The sequence below is a fragment of the Shouchella oshimensis genome (assembly GCF_004375095.1).
Taxonomy (GTDB): domain Bacteria; phylum Bacillota; class Bacilli; order Bacillales; family Bacillaceae_D; genus Shouchella; species Shouchella oshimensis.
The window spans coordinates 743,720-759,892 of record NZ_SNUX01000003.1; the positions used below are offsets into that span (position 1 = coordinate 743,720).

A 16,173-nucleotide genomic window follows, 5' to 3' on the forward strand; every position below is an offset into this window, starting at 1 on the left:
AGGGAAGTAGGAGGAATACAATAGATGGAAAAGAAGATATCGATTGGCTCATCTGTTTTGTTACTAGCGTTGATGATGGCGCTTATCATTACAAGCATGACAGCTTTTCAAGCTGAGCCACATATTCCGCTATTAATCTGTCTCGTTGTTGTAAGTATTATTGGTCTTTTTCTTAATATTAAATGGGATCAACTTGAAAAAGCCATGATAAAAGGCGTGACAGACGGAACAAAAGCGATTATTATTTTGTCGTTAGTCGGGATTGTCATTGCTGTTTGGATGATGAGTGGAACGGTTCCAACTATTTTGTTTTATGGACTTACATTTATAACACCAGAATGGTTTGCTGTGAGTGCGCTTATGATTTGCATGATCGTATCAAGCTTTACTGGCAGTTCTTTTACAACGATCGGTTCAGTTGGCGTAGCGATGATGGGAATTGGTTTAGCGTTAGGAGTAAACCCAGCCATGGCTGCAGGTGCTATCATTTGTGGTGCTTGTTTCGGAGATAAAATGTCGCCTTTATCAGATACAACAAATCTGGCGTCTGGCGTAACAGGGGTAGACCTCTTTGTTCACATTCGTCATCTGATGTGGACAACAATTCCAAGTTTCATCATTACCTTAATTATTTTCTTTTTTATTGGTCGTTCTTACTCAACGACTACTATAGAAGGGATTCAAGAAATGCTAACAACACTTGATGCGTCTTTTTCCATTAGTTTTTTAACGCTTTTATCACCGCTAATTGTTGTGATTCTCGCGTTCATTCGCTTTCCGACAGTGCCAGCTCTTGTGGTAGGGATTTTAACCGGTTTGTTAACGGTAGGTCTTGTTCAAGGAAATTGGCTTATTAGTGAATGGTTCACTGTTGTACAGCATGGCTTCATCTTAGAAACAGGAAACGATGCAATTAATGCGATTGTAGATGCTGGTGGTTTACAATCAATGATGTGGTCCATTTCCCTCGTCATCATTGCACTTTTGCTTGGTAGTCTAATTCAACGAATCGGATTAATTGATGGGTTATTGGAGTTCTTTCGTTCATTTCTATCAAATAGAGGAAATCTTATCGGTGCAACGGCGGCCTCTTCCATTAGTGTAAATGCGTTAACTGGCGAGCAATACCTATCTATTTTGCTACCTAGTAAAGCATTTGAAATGCATTATGAACGCTTGAATATCGCAAAAAAGAATTTATCAAGAACCCTTGAAGATGCAGGTACACTTGTTAATCCACTTATACCGTGGGGAGTTAGTGGTGCTTTCTTTGCGTCTACATTAGGTGTAGCGGTTATGGATTACATTCCTTTTGCTTTTTTTCTCTTTTTATCGCCAATCTTAACCGTTCTTTTCGGCTATCTTGGAATAGGCGTTGGAAAGTCAACAGAATCGTAAGCGAATGATAGAGGTTGGGACAAAAGTAGATAGACAGACCAAAATGACGAACATTCCTGAAAATAGGAACGTTCGTCGTTTGTTTTATATGAAAATGAGCGGAAGGAGAATCCGAAGACTCCTGGGGGATCAGCACGTGTCTGAAGACTCTGGAGTGGCGGTTTTCCAAGGAGGAGGCTGAGGCCGTGTCCCCGGAAAGCGAAGGATTCTTCTGTAGCGGTGCTACTCAGCATCTTTTAGACTATTCGTCTTTTCAAATACGACTTTTCGTTATGTCCCAGCCTCTTTTGCTGAAAACAATAAGGGAAAAGAGGAGCACTCATGTTGTATGTTCATTTGCACGTTTGTAGGCTGAAAGTGAAGATACGTGGCAAAATAAAAAGCTGAACCCATGTACAGTCTAAATGACTCTATGGGACAGCTTTTTTTCTCTTATTTTTATTTTGTTAAAGCAGGTTGTTTTGCTTTCACATCAAAACGATCATTATTCATTACTTTTGTCCAAGCTGCAACAAAGTCTTGCACAAATTTTCCTTTATTATCGTCTTGAGCATACACTTCTGAAATCGCACGTAGAATAGAGTTCGAACCGAAAACAAGGTCTACACGGGTTGCTGTTCGTACAACTTCTCCTGACGTTCGATCACGTCCTTCATATACGTTACCTTTAACAGGCTTCCACTCGATCCCAATATCAAGTAAATTTGTGAAGAAATCATTTGTTAAAGCCCCAACATGTTCAGTGAAAACGCCATGCTTGCTGCCATCGTGATTCGTACCAAGAACACGCATGCCGCCAATTAATACGGTCATTTCTGGTGCGGTTAAATTTAATAGATGGGCCTTATCAACGAGCAATTCTTCCTCTGACACACTGAATTGTTGTTTTTGATAATTACGGAATCCATCAGAAGTAACCTCTAATACGTCGATATTCTCAACATCTGTTTGTTCTTCTGTTACATCTCCACGACCAGGGGTGAAAGGAACAGTAATATCGAAGCCAGCTTCTTTAGCGGCTTTTTCAATAGCAGCACTTCCTCCAAGTACAATAAGGTCCGCAACACTTACACTCACATCAACTTGTTGCTGTAATTGTTCAAGAGTAGCAAGAACATGGGTAATGGATTCATTCTGGAACACATCCCAATCTTTTTGCGGAGCCAGACGAATACGAGCGCCATTTGCACCACCACGGTTATCTGAACCACGGAATGTGCTAGCAGAAGCCCACGCTGTTGCAACAAGGTCAGACACACTTAAGTCAGTCGCTAAAATGCGTTGTTTTAACGCTTCAATATCTTGATCAGATAAGTCGTAGTTTCCAGCTGGAATAGGATCTTGCCATAATAAAATCTCTTCCGGTACTTCTGGTCCTAAATAACGATCACGAGGGCCCATGTCACGGTGTAATAACTTGAACCAAGCACGAGCGAATGCGTCAGCAAATGCATCAGGGTGTTCGTGAAAATGACGAGAAATCTTTTCATAAGCAGGGTCCATACGTAATGCCATGTCTGCTGTTGTCATAATCGTTTTTACTCGTATAGAAGCATCCTCCGCATCTGGAGCTAGATCTTTTTCTTCTACATTAACAGGTGTCCACTGGTGTGCACCTGCAGGAGATTTCGTTAACTCCCACTCATAGCCAAATAAAAGATCAAAGAAGCCATTATCCCACTGAGTAGGGTTTTGTGTCCAAGCGCCTTCAATGCCACTTGTAATCGTATCTCGACCTTTTCCACTACCATGAGAGCTTAACCACCCTAAACCTTGCGCTTCAATCGGAGCTGCTTCTGGTTCTGGACCAACGTGACTTTCAGCTTCTCCTGCACCGTGAGCTTTTCCAAATGTATGTCCTCCTGCAACAAGTGCAACGGTTTCTTCATCATTCATTCCCATACGGGCAAATGTTTCACGAATGTCGCGTCCACTTTGTACAGGGTCAGGGTTACCATTAGGACCCTCTGGATTTACATAAATTAATCCCATTTGTACAGCTGCAAGAGGATTCTCTAATTCACGATCACCGGAGTAACGGTTATCCCCAAGCATTTCCGTTTCATTTCCCCAATAAATATCTTCTTCAGGATGCCATACGTCGGCACGACCACCGCCAAAACCGAATGTTTTTCCACCCATTGATTCAATAGCTACATTACCAGTTAACAACAATAAGTCAGCCCATGAAATTTTATTTCCGTACTTTTGCTTTATTGGCCATAAAAGGCGACGTGCTTTATCAATGTTCGCATTGTCTGCCCAGCTGTTTAAAGGGGCAAAACGTTGCGCACCAGCAGAACCACCACCACGCCCATCTCCTGTACGATATGTACCAGCAGAGTGCCAAGCCATTCGAATAAACATTGGACCGTAGTGACCGTAATCTGCTGGCCACCAATCTTGGCTATCGGTCATTAAGGCATGTAAATCTTGTTTTAATGCATGATAATCCAATTTATTGAATTCTTCTGTATAATCAAAGTCTTCGTTCATTGGATTGGATTTCGTATCATGCTGACGAAGAATAGAAAGATTCAGTTGATTTGGCCACCATTCACGTTCTGGTGTACCAGAAACCGTTGTATTTGTTGTACTGCCATGAAAAAATGGACATTTTCCACCTGAGTGATTTGCTTCAGAAATAATGTTGTTCTCGCTCATAATCAGTCTCCTTTTCGTGAAAGAATAATTAAATAACTGTAATCACCTAAAACCAACTATTAGGTAATAATTATTATTATGTAATCATTATAATAAATTTTGCTGTGTTTGAAAAGGATTATCTTTTATCCCTATAAATCTTTTGTCGTAAAGCCCCATTTGAGTGTAGGAAAACAGGATGAAAGAAGAATGGAGGTGTTTCAATTAAACAAAGTAATGGATAAAAGAATAAAGTAAGTGAGAGACATAATTGATAAAAGAAGGGTACTATTGATAGACTATCGTTTTCGTAAAAGACAATAAGAAAGGTGACATTCTTTCAAATGGTTCTCTATCTATTAAAGGCGAATCGAGTAGATCTATTAAAATTGAAAATAAAGAGAGGAATGAGGTTTTATATGTTTGATTTCTAGTATATCAAAAAGTCGGAAAACAATAAATACAAGAATCCACCTGAAAGCGCTTGATATTAGAAAATAAAAATTTAATTGACAATTAAAAACGAATCAACTACAATTACGTCATCTTCTACTGGACAAACGGCTTAGTCTTCCTACATTTAATTAATACGTCCATTGGAAAAATTAATTAGGGGGAATTAATAGGATGAAGAAATATCTAAAATATGCGGCGATGTTTGGTAGTTTAACCATGATGCTTACTGCATGTAATAGTGGAAGTGAAGAAGGAAGCACGACTAGTGGCGATGAAGACATTACACTTGATTTTTGGTTTTTTACTGGTGAGGATGATCCGAACGGCGAGAACACCATCAATCCAGTAATTGACTCATTTATTGAAGAGAACCCAAACATTCAAGTTAACCTACGTCAATTGACTTGGGATAACGGTCTTGAACAAATTACTACTGCATTTGCAGGAAACTCGGTACCGGATGTCATTGAACTTGGGGATACATGGTTTGCCAATTTTGTAGAAGAGGGTGTACTTGCCAACGTATCTGACTTAGTAGAACCGATTTACAACAATCACGTCAACTGGGATACCGTTACATACCAAGATGAAGTGTACGGCATGCCGTGGCTAATGTCGTCACGAGCTATGTATATAAATACAGATTTATTTGAAGAGGCAGGATTGGATCCTAACCGTCCACCTGAAAACTGGGATGAAATGCTCGAATACGCGAAGCAAATAGAAGAAAATACAGATGCTTCTGGATTTGGTATTCATGCCGGTGAACCAGAAGCAACATGGCATTATTTTATGGCTACAGCATGGAGTAATGGAGCGGACGTCTTAAATGAAGATCAAACGGCCAGCACGATTAATTCTCCAGAAATGATTGAAGCGCTTGAATTTTATAAAGAAATGAGCAACTACTCACTTGTTTCTCAAAGTGAAGTTATTGATAGTGAATTCCGAGCTGGTAATATCGGCATGTCTTTTTCTGGAGCTTGGGGTGTATTCTCCATTCCGAGAGATGCCCCAGAGCTGAACTTTGACGTTGCACCAATCCCTGATGGCGCGCAGTCTACAGCTTCTAGTTTTGCTGGAGGTGAGATCTTAGTTATTCCAGAAGGATCGGATCATAAGGAAGAAGCGTTTAAATTGATGCAACACGTGGCTTCTGAAGAGCAAGCCCTTGATCATATGCAGCGAATTGGTTCAATGTTTGCAGCCGTTCCAGGAGTAGAAGAACATGCGTTTTTTGATGAACATCCACAGCTTTCTGTTTTTGCTGGTCAGTTAGAAAGTGCGAAGTCATCTCCAGCGATTACCGAATGGCAGTCAATTAGTCGACATGTCGTTGAAGCAGTTGAACAGACCTTACTCAATGATGTTGATCCAGAAGAATCTTTAAATCAAGCACATGACAAGATTGAAAATGAGCTGTAACAAAAGTGAAATCCCTCGTACTAAGCGAGGGATGCCCTTTTTCATGGAGGTGTAGCGATGCAAACTTGGACAGAAATGAAGCGTAACAAGATGGCATATGTCTTTTTGTTGCCTTGGTTCTTATTATTTGCTGTATTTAGTGTCTATCCATTAATACAATCCTTTATTTATAGTTTTCATGATGTAAAAATTTTGCGAGGCGAGATGGACTTTGTTGGGTTAGAAAACTATCGTAATTTACTACAAGACCCAGTTTTTGGAAGAGCGCTCTTGAATACGTTCATTTATGTTGTAGGAACGATCCCATTTACCGTCTCCATTGCACTCGTATTAGCGCTTGCTGTCAATCAACGAATTCCATTTAAAAACTTTTTCCGAGTAGGCTTTTTTTTACCGACGGTTACGTCTATTATCGTTGTCTCAATGATGTTTAATTTTATGTATTCCCCGTCTGGTTTTCTCAATATGGTATTAAACCTCTTTCAGTTACCAACGATGAATTGGTTAATGGATACAAGAACGGCCCTCGCATCATTAATGGGCTTGTCCGTATGGATGTCTTGCGGTTTTTACATGTTAATCTTCTTAGCGGGATTACAGTCCATACCGAAAGATTTATACGAAGCTGCAACAGTTGATGGGGCTTCAAGGTGGAAACAGTTCTGGCATGTGACCCTTCCGCACATTCGTCAAATTGCGATTGTCGTTATTGTCATTAATACGATCAACACGTTTCAAGTATTTCCAGAAGTATATACGTTGACAAGTGGAGGGCCATTAAATGCGACGACTACAATTGTATTCTATTTATATGAAGAAGCGTTTAAACAATTCCAATTTGGTCCAGCGTCAGCCACTGCCTATGTGCTGTTCGTTATTATTATGGGAATTTCACTTTTAATGCTAAAAATAATGGGTATTAATAAGGGGGTTGGAGATTAATGAATCAGCCATCTCACCAGCCGAAAGCACCGCTGCTTATGAAGGAACAGGACGCACCTATTCCGCCAAGTAAGAAGCGTAAAAGAAAGGCATTTGATTACAAACCAAGGGAACTATTACTATTCTTTCTTTTGTTCATTCCGTTAAGTGTTATGCTAATTCCGTTTTTGTATATGGTCAGTATTTCTATTAAAACAGATGGCGTTGTTTTAAGAACACTTGCAGATATTCTGCCAAGAAACCCTTCATTTGATAATTATGCCACTGTTCTTGCAAACGGAAATTTTGCACGATACCTAGGGAATAGTTTATTTGTTTCTTCTTCAATCGTAATCGGAAATGTGTTTTTTTGTACAATGGTAGGTTATACATTTGCAAAAATGACGTTTCCAGGAAAAAACATGATCTTCATTTTGGTTCTTACAAGCTTTATGATTCCGTTTCAGGTAACCATGATTCCCGTTTTTCAATTAATGCAAAATATTGGCTGGATTGATACGTATAAAGCCCTTATTGTACCAACTCTTGTGACGCCGTTTGGGATTTTCTTAATGCGCCAATACATTTCAGGATTACCTGATGAATTAATTTACGCGGCAAAAGTAGATGGGGCTTCTGAATTTCGAATCGTTTGGCAAATTATTTTTCCGTTAGCGAAACCGATTGTTGCTGTATTAGTTATTATGACATTTTTGAATTCATGGAATGATTTCCTCTCACCACTTATTTTAACAACGTCACCAGAAATGAGGACCATTCCCCTTGGTCTAGCAGAATTTAGTTTCTTAAACAATACGAATTGGGGGCATTTAATGGCGGCTTCGGTCGTATCCTTATTACCAGTGTTTATTATTTTTGTGTTTTTCCAAAAGCAAATTATATCTGGCCTTGTGTCAGGCGCTATTAAAACCTAAAATGCTTGAAAAGAGGGAGTAGATATGGAGACGAGAGTAGTGAAACGTTTAACGATACGTGAAAAGGTAGGTATGTTGTTCTCAATGGGTGCTCCAAGTAATACCATTGATCAAACGTTCCATCAGCGTTTTGATGAATTGCCGTTTGGGGGTATGAGTATTTACCCCTATAATATTGAGCATAAAGAGCAGTTACTAGCACTCTTTCGTGATGTGCAGCATTTTTACAAACAGAAAGGGTACGAACATCCATTTCTAATGGCGCTTGATGAAGAAGGGGGAACCCTGTCTACCCTTGATCGATTCTACCCCTCAGTACCAGGAAATCGTGCTCTAGGGTTAAAACATAATCCTGAACTTGCATATAAAAATGGCAAGTTATTAGGTAGCATGATGAATGCATGTGGCATTGCCATTGATTGGGCGCCTATTTTAGATGTGAATACGAATCGTAAGAATTCTGTTATCGGTGTTCGAAGCTACGGTGAGGATACGGAGCTTGTTAGTGAATATGGAGCTAAGTACATACAAGGAATACATGAAGCTGGGGTAGCGGCAACAGCTAAACATTTTCCAGGTCATGGAGAGACAGAGGCAGATTCTCATCTAGGTTCTGTTGTCTGTAGTTTAAGTGAGGAAGATCTGTTCAATAAGTTAATCCCGCCATTTGAACGAGCCATTAAAGCAGGTGTCGATGCCGTTATGGTTAGCCATGTTATTTATGATCAAATTCTTCAGTCCAACGGCTTGCCAGCAACAATGTCCCATTATTGGATGACAGACATTCTTCGTAATAAGCTTGGTTTTAAAGGGGTTATTTGTACAGACGACATGGAGATGAGTGCAATTAAAGATCATTTTCCTGCAAAAGATATTGGCGTACTTGCAATTGAAGCTGGGGTAGACCAGCTCTTAATTTGTCACTCTCCATCGTTCCAGCAAGAAGTGTTTAATGGGCTAGTAGAAGCGGTAGAAACAGGTAGAATTCAAGAGGAACGAATAGATGAGTCTCTTGCACGATTAACTTCATTAAAGAAGGCTATTCAAACGTACCGCAAGAAGGCAGTGCCAATTCCAGAACATCTGTGGAAAGAAAAAGCCATTGAGCTTTCAAAAGAAAGTCTTCATCTTGATCGTGATCCAAAAAAGCTGCTTCCTTTAAAAAAAGATCTCTCTTATGCTCTAATTTTACCTAATCTTGAAGCACTAACACCTGCAGATTCAACCGAAGGGAAACGAGTGACATTAGAAAATAAACTCGTTGATTTACAAGTAGAAACCTTTTCGCTATCATTAAGACCAACGAATCAAGAGATTGATCAAATCGTAAAGAAAGTCGATGCGAAAGATGTTGTCATCATAGGCACCGTTAATGCTCATTTATTTCATGAACAGCAAACGCTCTTGCATCGGTTACACCATAAAGACTGTATCGTACTTGTATTGCGTGATCCGTATGATCTAGATGTCATTCCTAATGAACAAACAGTTATGCTCATTTGTTCAACAGGGGAATCTAGTATGGAGGCTTTTTCGCTTAGATACAGTTAGAACGGTAAGGAATGGAGTGGAGTTAGATGCAAGCGAGGCAAGGGAATCAAAAATTGTTAAAACAGTTTAATAAATCAAAACTATTAAATCTGATTAATCATCTTGCGCCAATTTCCAGAACAGACCTTGTTCAAAAAACAGGCTTAAGCCCTACAACGGTTTCTTCATTAATAGAAGAGAGCTTACTTGACGGAACCTTAGTTGAAACAGGTTCTGTTGGAGAAGGGGTAGGAAGAAAGGCAACTTTACTGGAAATTAACGCGTACGGTGGTGTTGTCATAGGGGTAGATCTTAGTTTCGCAACTGAATTAACATTGCTAAATTTACGTGGTGAATTGTTGACGACGGAGCGAATGAACGAATTGTCAGGTGAGGGGCTATCGGATTTACCTCATTTATTGGAAGCATTTATTACAAAACATCAAATTGAACGGGATCACATAAAAGGGATAGGCTTATCATTGCCTGGAATACTTGATGAAGAGCGTAAAAAAATTGTCTTTTCCTATAATTTGAATGTGAGAAATTACCCATTATTTGATCTTGTGACGAATGCCTTTAAAGTCCCGGTTCATCTTGTCAATGATGTTAATGCAGCTGCATTTGCAGAACAATATAGCGGGCAAGCAGTTGGGTGTCATAGTTTAGTGTATACCTTACTTAGTCAAGGTGTCGGCACCGGTATTATCTTGCGAAATGAAATTTATAATACTGGAGAAACGGGTAACTCTATTTTGGCAAGTGATTGTTCAGGAGAAGAATCGATTTTTCACCCTCTTAATATGTATTCCATTCACAATCTATCAAAAGGTATCCGAGACCGTCATTCTAAGGAGTTTGCTCATATCCTAGAAAATGATGCTGTCATCGATCACTTTTTTCATCGAGCTTTTGTAGACATGGAGGAACCCTTTCACAGTGAAGCAAAGCGAATGGCCCATGACATTGTTACGTTGCTCTGCAACTATGCTTTGTTGCTTCAGCCAGAAAAGGTACTAGTGAATGGTTGGGTTGCAAAGCAAGACCAATTTTTTCAATATATGCTGAAAGTCTTAAATGAGCTGGAGAAAACAACAAATGTGCCAATCCAGTTAGAGAAATCGTATTGGAGAGAAAAAGGCCCATCCCTTGGGGCTGCAAGACTTGCGTTGCATCATATTTTTAAAGAAATGCAATTTTCATAGAGAGAGTTTTAGTAGGCGCTTCTACAGAGGAGGCGTCTTTTTAGTTTAGGTTGTTTAAGTACTACAAGTAAGAACAGCGACATGCTCTATTTTTTCCTTCATTAATCAGACTTTTTTATATTCTATGGAAGATTTTCTGATTTTTTTAAAGACATATTCGACAAAAAGTGCTATATTCAATTTTAAGATTTAAGGAATATAAAAAGACATGTCCGAAAATGGTGGTGTAAAAAATGAATGATTTAAGACAGAACAAAACGATTGGCTCAAGATTGCTTGATACAGTAGAGCGAGTCGGAAATAAGCTACCACATCCGTTTATGTTATTCTTATACTTAGCGGTAGCTGTAATTCTTTTTTCGTGGTTCATTGCAAGTCTAGGTGTTTCGTTTATTCATCCTGGAACAGGTGAGGAAACGACGGTTAATAGTCTTGTGTCAGCAGATGGATTTATGTACATACTAGATTCGATGATTTCAAACTTTATTGGCTTTACGCCACTAGGGCTCGTGCTGACAATGATGCTTGGAATCGGTCTTGCGCAACAAGTCGGACTAGTCGAAACGTTTATTAAAAGCACCATTTTAAAGGCACCAGCAAAGTTGGTAACAGTTGCTGTTGTGACAACTGGGATTATAGGAAACATCGCCTCAGATGCGGCATATGTACTTGTTCCACCCCTTGGTGCGATGATCTTTTATGCGATCGGTCGACACCCTTTAGCGGGTATGGCTGCAGGTTTTGCTGGAGTAGGTGCAGGCTTTACGGCAAACTTCCTTCCTGCAGGGACGGATGTCCTTTTATCTGGTATTTCCACAGAAGTCGTTCAAACCATGGATCCTAATATGGTCGTTCATATGACTGATAACTACTTCTTTATGTTTATTTCATCCATTATGCTTATAATCATCTGTACAGTTATTACAGAAAGAGTCATCGAACCAAGGCTTGGAAAATTCAATCCTGCATTCGGAGCGAAAGAATACGTTGATCAAGAACTAGAAAAAGTAGGTCCAAAAGAAACGAAAGCATTGCTTATCGCTGTTTTTACCGGATTTGTGTATTTAGCGTTGGTCTCATTCTTAATTGTTCCAGAAAGTGGTATTCTCCGAGGTGAGGGAGGAAGCATTGTTCCTTCGCCATTTATTAGCAACATTGTTCCTATTATTTTGTTCTTATTTTTAACCGTGTCGATTGCTTATGGGGTGGCTGCTGGTGTGATTAAGTCCACTCGTGATGTGCCAGAAATGATGGCAGAGGCGATTAAAAGTATGGCAGGTTATATTGTCTTAATTTTTGCAGCAGCTCAATTTATTGCTTATTTTGATTGGAGCAATATTGGCGTCTGGATTGCTGTAAGTGGTGCGGAATTTTTAGAAAGCATCAATATGACCGGTATAGGCGTACTCGTTGCTTTTATCTTTTTAACAACATTATTGAATTTATTTATTTTTAGTGGGTCGGCTCAATGGGCGCTCATGGCTCCTGTTTTCATACCGATGTTTATGCTATTAGACTACCATCCTGCGCTTGTTCAGTTAGCCTACCGGATTGGTGATTCATCAACGAGTGTTATTACGCCAATGAATCCTTATGTACCAATGGTTCTTGCGTTTATGAAAAAGTATGATTCACGTTCAGGCTTTGGGACATTATTTTCGATCATGCTTCCATATACGCTTGTTATTTTGGGGCTTTGGATCGTGCTGTTCCTCGTTTGGACATGGTTTGGGTTGCCAATTGGACCTGGTGTAACAGACTATAAAGGATAGTGCATGAAAAGAGGAGAGAAGAGATGTTCTACAAATCAGCGACAGCTATTCAAGAGCAAGTTATTGAGTGGCGACGTCACCTTCACCAATATCCTGAATTAAGTCATGAAGAGAAAGAGACACGGGCATTTGTTTGCCGTGTCTTGGACGATGCAGGAATTGCCTATGAATCCATGAAAGCAAGTTATGGGGTTATTGGTATTATTAAAGGAGAGAAACCAGGCAAGACGGTTGCTCTTCGCGCAGATATGGATGCCCTTCCAATTCGTGAAACAAACGACGTTCCCTATCGATCAACGAAAGAGCGAGTCATGCACGCATGTGGTCATGATGCTCATACAGCAATGTTATTAGGAACGGGAATCACTCTGCAAGAGAATAAAAGCGAAATAGAAGGAACCGTTTTATTATTGTTTCAACCGGCAGAGGAAGATGCTCCTATTGGTGGTGCGCAAGCAATGATGGAAGATCCAGCGTTTCTACAGTGGAAGCCAGATGCTATCTTCGGCCAGCATGTTTGGCCAGATTTACCTGTTGGCCAGATTGGTGTACGAGATGGAGCAATGATGGGTAACTCTGATCGATTTACAATTCTCATTAATGGTAAAGCTGGACACGCCAGTATGCCACATCAAACCGTTGATGCTATTGTTGTAGCCAATCAATTGATGTCGAGCTTACAAACGATCGTAAGCCGGAACGTAAATCCCCTTGATGCCGCTGTTATTACAATCGGCAAAATGACTGGTGGAGATCGGTACAATGTGATTGCAAGAGAAGTGGTGTTAGAAGGAACCGTTCGAACGCTGTCATTGTCCGTGCGTGAACAGGTTGAAAAACGATTAGTGAGCCTTGTTGAACAGGTCGCAGCAGGTCTCGGTGCTAAAGCGTCAGTAACCTATCAGAAAGGGTATGTCTCAACTATTAATACAAGTAAATGGGCTAATCACGTTAGAGAACAAGCAAGACAGTTATTCGGCGAGGCAGCAGCACCAGATGTAGATCCGAGCCTTGCAGGTGAAGATTTTGGCCGTTTTTTACAAACATACCCAGGTGCGTATTTCTGGTTAGGGACCGCCATTAAGGAAAGACCTGTTCAAAGTCCGCTTCACGATGCGTCTTTTGACATCGATGAAGAAGCACTTGTATATGGTGTTAATTTAATGGCTACAACGGCAGTTACGGCTTTAGAGCAACTCAAAGGAGAGGAGAGCTAGCAGATGAGAAACGAGATTGATCAATGGGTAAAACAAAACGAATTAGACATTAAAACATGGCGCCAAGAGATGCATAAGATCGCCGAAGTCGGTTTCTGTGAGTACGAAACCACTTATTATATTTTCCGAAAGTTGGAAGGGCTTGGCTTTACGCTTCATACTGGTCGAGCAGTAATGAACGAGGAAGCACGCTTTGGAGTTCCGAGTGAAAAAGAATTGGCACAACATGAAGATCGAGCGTTAAAAAATGGAGTACCAACGGCTTTTCTTGAAACAATGAAAAACGGTTTTACAGGTGTCGTTGCTGTACTCGAAACGGAAAAAGATGGTCCTCATACAGCCATGCGATTTGATATTGATGCGCTACCAATTGAAGAAGAGGTATCACATGCACATATCCCTGCCAATAACGGCTTTCGCTCCCGTAACGATGGTATGATGCACGCGTGCGGCCATGACGGGCATGCAGCGATTGGTCTAGGAATAGCAACGTTTCTATCAACGTTGAAAGAGCGTTTATCAGGAACGTATACCCTTATTTTTCAACCAGCTGAAGAAGGTAGCAGAGGCGCGAAAGCGGTTGTTGAAAACGGTTGGCTAAATGGTGTAGATTTTTTCCTAAGTGGACATCTTGGTATACGTTCTCAGCCTGTTGGGACGCTGGTCTCTGGTGCAACCAATATATTAGCAACAACAAAAATTGACGCTCGATTTACTGGAAAAACGGCTCACGCCGGAATGGAACCTCATAAAGGGAAAAATGCAATGCTCGCAGCAGCAGCAGCCGTTCTAAACTTGCATGGTATTGCGCCGCATGGTGAAGGAGAAACTCGTTTAAATGTAGGACGCTTTGATGCAGGCAGTGGAAGAAATATCGTTCCAGGTGAAGCGTTCTTACAGCTTGAAACGAGAGGGAAGTCTTCTATTGAAAATGCGTATATGAAAGAGGAAGCCATTCGTCGTTTAGAAGGTGCGGCTTATATGTACGATGTAGCGCTAGAGTATGCTATTGTTGGAGAAGGGCTTGCAGCGGAAACAGATAAGTATTTTCTTGATAAAATTCCGAATGTGACTCAATCCAGTCAGTTTATTAACGAAGTAAAAGATCGGATGCCTTTAAATGGTTCAGAGGATGTAACGTATATGATGCGTCATGTTCAGGAACAAGGTGGATCTGCATGCTATATGATTTTTGGAACACCTCTTGCTGCAGGGCACCATCATAAGCAATTTGATTTTGACGAGGATGCCTTACTCGTTGCGGTTAGTGCGCTTGCTCATCTAGTCGTTGAATAGGTTGGATAAGCCTTAATGTGAAAGAAGGAATGGTATGACAACGCAGATTGGTTTAGTTGGGCCAAAAGATTCTGTACAACAAATGCAACGGATTATTAAAGAATACCCAAATTTTACTGCTGTCCCAATTATTTATAAAGAGCTCGAAGAAGCCCCGACTTGCTTAAACCAGACCACTGTCACAATTGATCAATGGTTATTTTCTGGACAAGCTCCTTTTTCCTTATGTTTACAAAAAGGATTGATTATGAAAGAAAACGCATGGTTCGTTCCCCACGAGGGATCGAGCCTATTAGGGACATTTTTGAAAGCTTTTTACCACACAGAACAAAATCATACTCATGTCAGCTTAGACACTGTCTCACCTGAATATACAAACTGGTTAATAGAAGAGTTTTCCTTATCTCATTTGTCGATTACGCTATTTGATTATCCTGATTATGTAGAAGAGGACAAATTGATTGCCTTTCATAAAGAAGCCTTTATCACTGGAAAAGCCACCCTCGCTTTAACGTGTTTAAGAGGGGTCTATCGTGCACTAAAGCAGGTAGGAATTCCGTGTTATCGGATTAAGCCTGCCGAACCAGTGACACGAAATATTTTAGGCAGAATTCAAGAACGGGTAAATTTTTTACATGTAAAAAAAGCTCAAATTGCAGTTGTAGGTGTCCTTGTTTCATTTTCCCAAACAGAGCAGAAGGAAATTGCTTATTCGTATAAATTAAAGCATCAGGAACTACTCGTCAGAAAAAGACTGCTAGACTATGCAGAGTCTTTACAAGGGTCCTTCTTAGAGCTTGGAAATGGCTATTTTGAAATATTTACAACCCGTGGTGAGATTGAAAACCAAGGGTGGCCATATGAAATCATTGAGGATATTAAACAGGCGGCCAAACTCACGGTTTATTTGGGTGTCGGCTATGGTCGAACTGCTCTTGCTGCATCTAAGCACGTGCAAGTTGCGATTGATTACAGTAAGCAAGCAGAAGATGAGATGATTGTGTTAGTTGATGAAGAAAAGCATGTATCAGAGGCGAAACGAAATGAAGAAACTCTTCATTATCAGCAAGTTCAACTCGGTCAAGATGTCTCAAACATCGCCGTTAGCCCTGCAACTATTTCTCGTCTCTATGCAAAAGTCTCTCAACAAACCTATACGTATTTTTCGTCACAGGATGTGGCGTCTTGGCTGAATAGTACGGAGCGAAATGCCAGACGCATTCTACACGCATTGGAAAAAGGTGACGTCATTGAGCAGGCAGGGGAGGAGCAATCTGGAAGACGAGGAAGACCTAGAAGAGTTTATCAATTTAAAAAAGAATCTGTTTTTAATCAAGCCACCCATGTTCAAAAGTAAACAGGGTGGCTTATTCAT

11 protein-coding genes are annotated in these 16,173 nt (G+C 40.4%); 10 read left to right on the forward strand and 1 reads right to left on the reverse strand.

Annotated elements, in window-relative coordinates:
* Positions 1-24: 24 nt before the first annotated feature.
* The gene (gene nhaC, locus E2L03_RS14725; RefSeq protein ID WP_038479473.1) at positions 25-1,398 is read left to right on the forward strand and encodes a Na+/H+ antiporter NhaC; all 1,374 of its coding nucleotides are present in this window, start codon (positions 25-27) and stop codon (positions 1,396-1,398) included.
* Positions 1,399-1,836: 438 nt separating this feature from the next.
* On the opposite strand, the gene katG is transcribed toward nhaC, so the two are convergent.
* On the reverse strand, positions 1,837-4,062 hold the full coding sequence (gene katG, locus E2L03_RS14730) for a catalase/peroxidase HPI (protein WP_134259493.1): 2,226 nt from the start codon (positions 4,060-4,062) through the stop codon (positions 1,837-1,839).
* A gap of 606 nt (positions 4,063-4,668) precedes the next feature.
* Here katG and E2L03_RS14735 point away from each other — a divergent pair.
* The 9 genes from E2L03_RS14735 to E2L03_RS14775 all read left to right on the forward strand — a co-directional run bounded on the left by E2L03_RS14735 (position 4,669) and on the right by E2L03_RS14775 (position 16,155).
* The gene (locus E2L03_RS14735; RefSeq protein ID WP_038479476.1) at positions 4,669-5,922 is read left to right on the forward strand and encodes an extracellular solute-binding protein; all 1,254 of its coding nucleotides are present in this window, start codon (positions 4,669-4,671) and stop codon (positions 5,920-5,922) included.
* A gap of 57 nt (positions 5,923-5,979) precedes the next feature.
* Positions 5,980-6,864 (forward strand): carbohydrate ABC transporter permease, encoded by an 885-nt coding sequence (locus E2L03_RS14740; protein WP_038479479.1) that lies wholly within the window; start codon positions 5,980-5,982, stop codon positions 6,862-6,864.
* The gene (locus tag E2L03_RS14745; protein ID WP_241742176.1) at positions 6,864-7,778 is read left to right on the forward strand and encodes a carbohydrate ABC transporter permease; all 915 of its coding nucleotides are present in this window, start codon (positions 6,864-6,866) and stop codon (positions 7,776-7,778) included. The genes E2L03_RS14740 and E2L03_RS14745 overlap by 1 nt, the downstream gene beginning before the upstream one ends.
* A 24-nt stretch (positions 7,779-7,802) precedes the next feature.
* A complete protein-coding gene (gene nagZ, locus E2L03_RS14750; RefSeq protein ID WP_134259494.1) occupies positions 7,803-9,329 on the forward strand; it encodes a beta-N-acetylhexosaminidase in 1,527 nt (508 codons plus the stop codon).
* Between the two features lie 26 nt (positions 9,330-9,355).
* Entirely contained in the window at positions 9,356-10,513 is a 1,158-nt protein-coding gene (locus tag E2L03_RS14755) for an ROK family protein (RefSeq protein WP_124741985.1), read from the forward strand.
* Between the two features lie 233 nt (positions 10,514-10,746).
* Positions 10,747-12,285 (forward strand): AbgT family transporter, encoded by a 1,539-nt coding sequence (locus E2L03_RS14760; protein WP_051667500.1) that lies wholly within the window; start codon positions 10,747-10,749, stop codon positions 12,283-12,285.
* A 23-nt stretch (positions 12,286-12,308) separates the two neighbouring features.
* Entirely contained in the window at positions 12,309-13,502 is a 1,194-nt protein-coding gene (locus tag E2L03_RS14765; RefSeq protein WP_134259496.1) for a M20 metallopeptidase family protein, read from the forward strand.
* A gap of 3 nt (positions 13,503-13,505) precedes the next feature.
* Positions 13,506-14,798 carry an amidohydrolase gene (locus E2L03_RS14770; RefSeq protein WP_124741987.1) on the forward strand — a complete coding sequence of 431 codons (1,293 nt, stop codon included), beginning with the start codon at positions 13,506-13,508 and terminating at the stop codon, positions 14,796-14,798.
* A 34-nt stretch (positions 14,799-14,832) separates the two neighbouring features.
* Complete coding sequence (locus E2L03_RS14775; RefSeq protein ID WP_038479489.1) at positions 14,833-16,155, forward strand: hypothetical protein; 1,323 nt, start codon at positions 14,833-14,835, stop codon at positions 16,153-16,155.
* The last annotated feature ends 18 nt before the right edge of the window (positions 16,156-16,173 follow it).

Excerpts from the sequence above, each read along its gene's own strand:
- nhaC (WP_038479473.1), top strand. The coding sequence starts at position 25 with ATGGAAAAGAAGATATCGATTGGCTCATCTGTTTTGTTACTAGCGTTG.
- E2L03_RS14770 (WP_124741987.1), top strand. The coding sequence starts at position 13,506 with ATGAGAAACGAGATTGATCAATGGGTAAAACAAAACGAATTAGACATT.
- E2L03_RS14755 (WP_124741985.1), top strand. The coding sequence starts at position 9,356 with ATGCAAGCGAGGCAAGGGAATCAAAAATTGTTAAAACAGTTTAATAAA.
- nagZ (WP_134259494.1), top strand. The coding sequence starts at position 7,803 with ATGGAGACGAGAGTAGTGAAACGTTTAACGATACGTGAAAAGGTAGGT.
- E2L03_RS14765 (WP_134259496.1), top strand. The coding sequence starts at position 12,309 with ATGTTCTACAAATCAGCGACAGCTATTCAAGAGCAAGTTATTGAGTGG.
- katG (WP_134259493.1), bottom strand. The coding sequence starts at position 4,062 with ATGAGCGAGAACAACATTATTTCTGAAGCAAATCACTCAGGTGGAAAA.
- E2L03_RS14735 (WP_038479476.1), top strand. The coding sequence starts at position 4,669 with ATGAAGAAATATCTAAAATATGCGGCGATGTTTGGTAGTTTAACCATG.
- E2L03_RS14760 (WP_051667500.1), top strand. The coding sequence starts at position 10,747 with ATGAATGATTTAAGACAGAACAAAACGATTGGCTCAAGATTGCTTGAT.
- E2L03_RS14740 (WP_038479479.1), top strand. The coding sequence starts at position 5,980 with ATGCAAACTTGGACAGAAATGAAGCGTAACAAGATGGCATATGTCTTT.
- E2L03_RS14775 (WP_038479489.1), top strand. The coding sequence starts at position 14,833 with ATGACAACGCAGATTGGTTTAGTTGGGCCAAAAGATTCTGTACAACAA.
- E2L03_RS14745 (WP_241742176.1), top strand. The coding sequence starts at position 6,864 with ATGAATCAGCCATCTCACCAGCCGAAAGCACCGCTGCTTATGAAGGAA.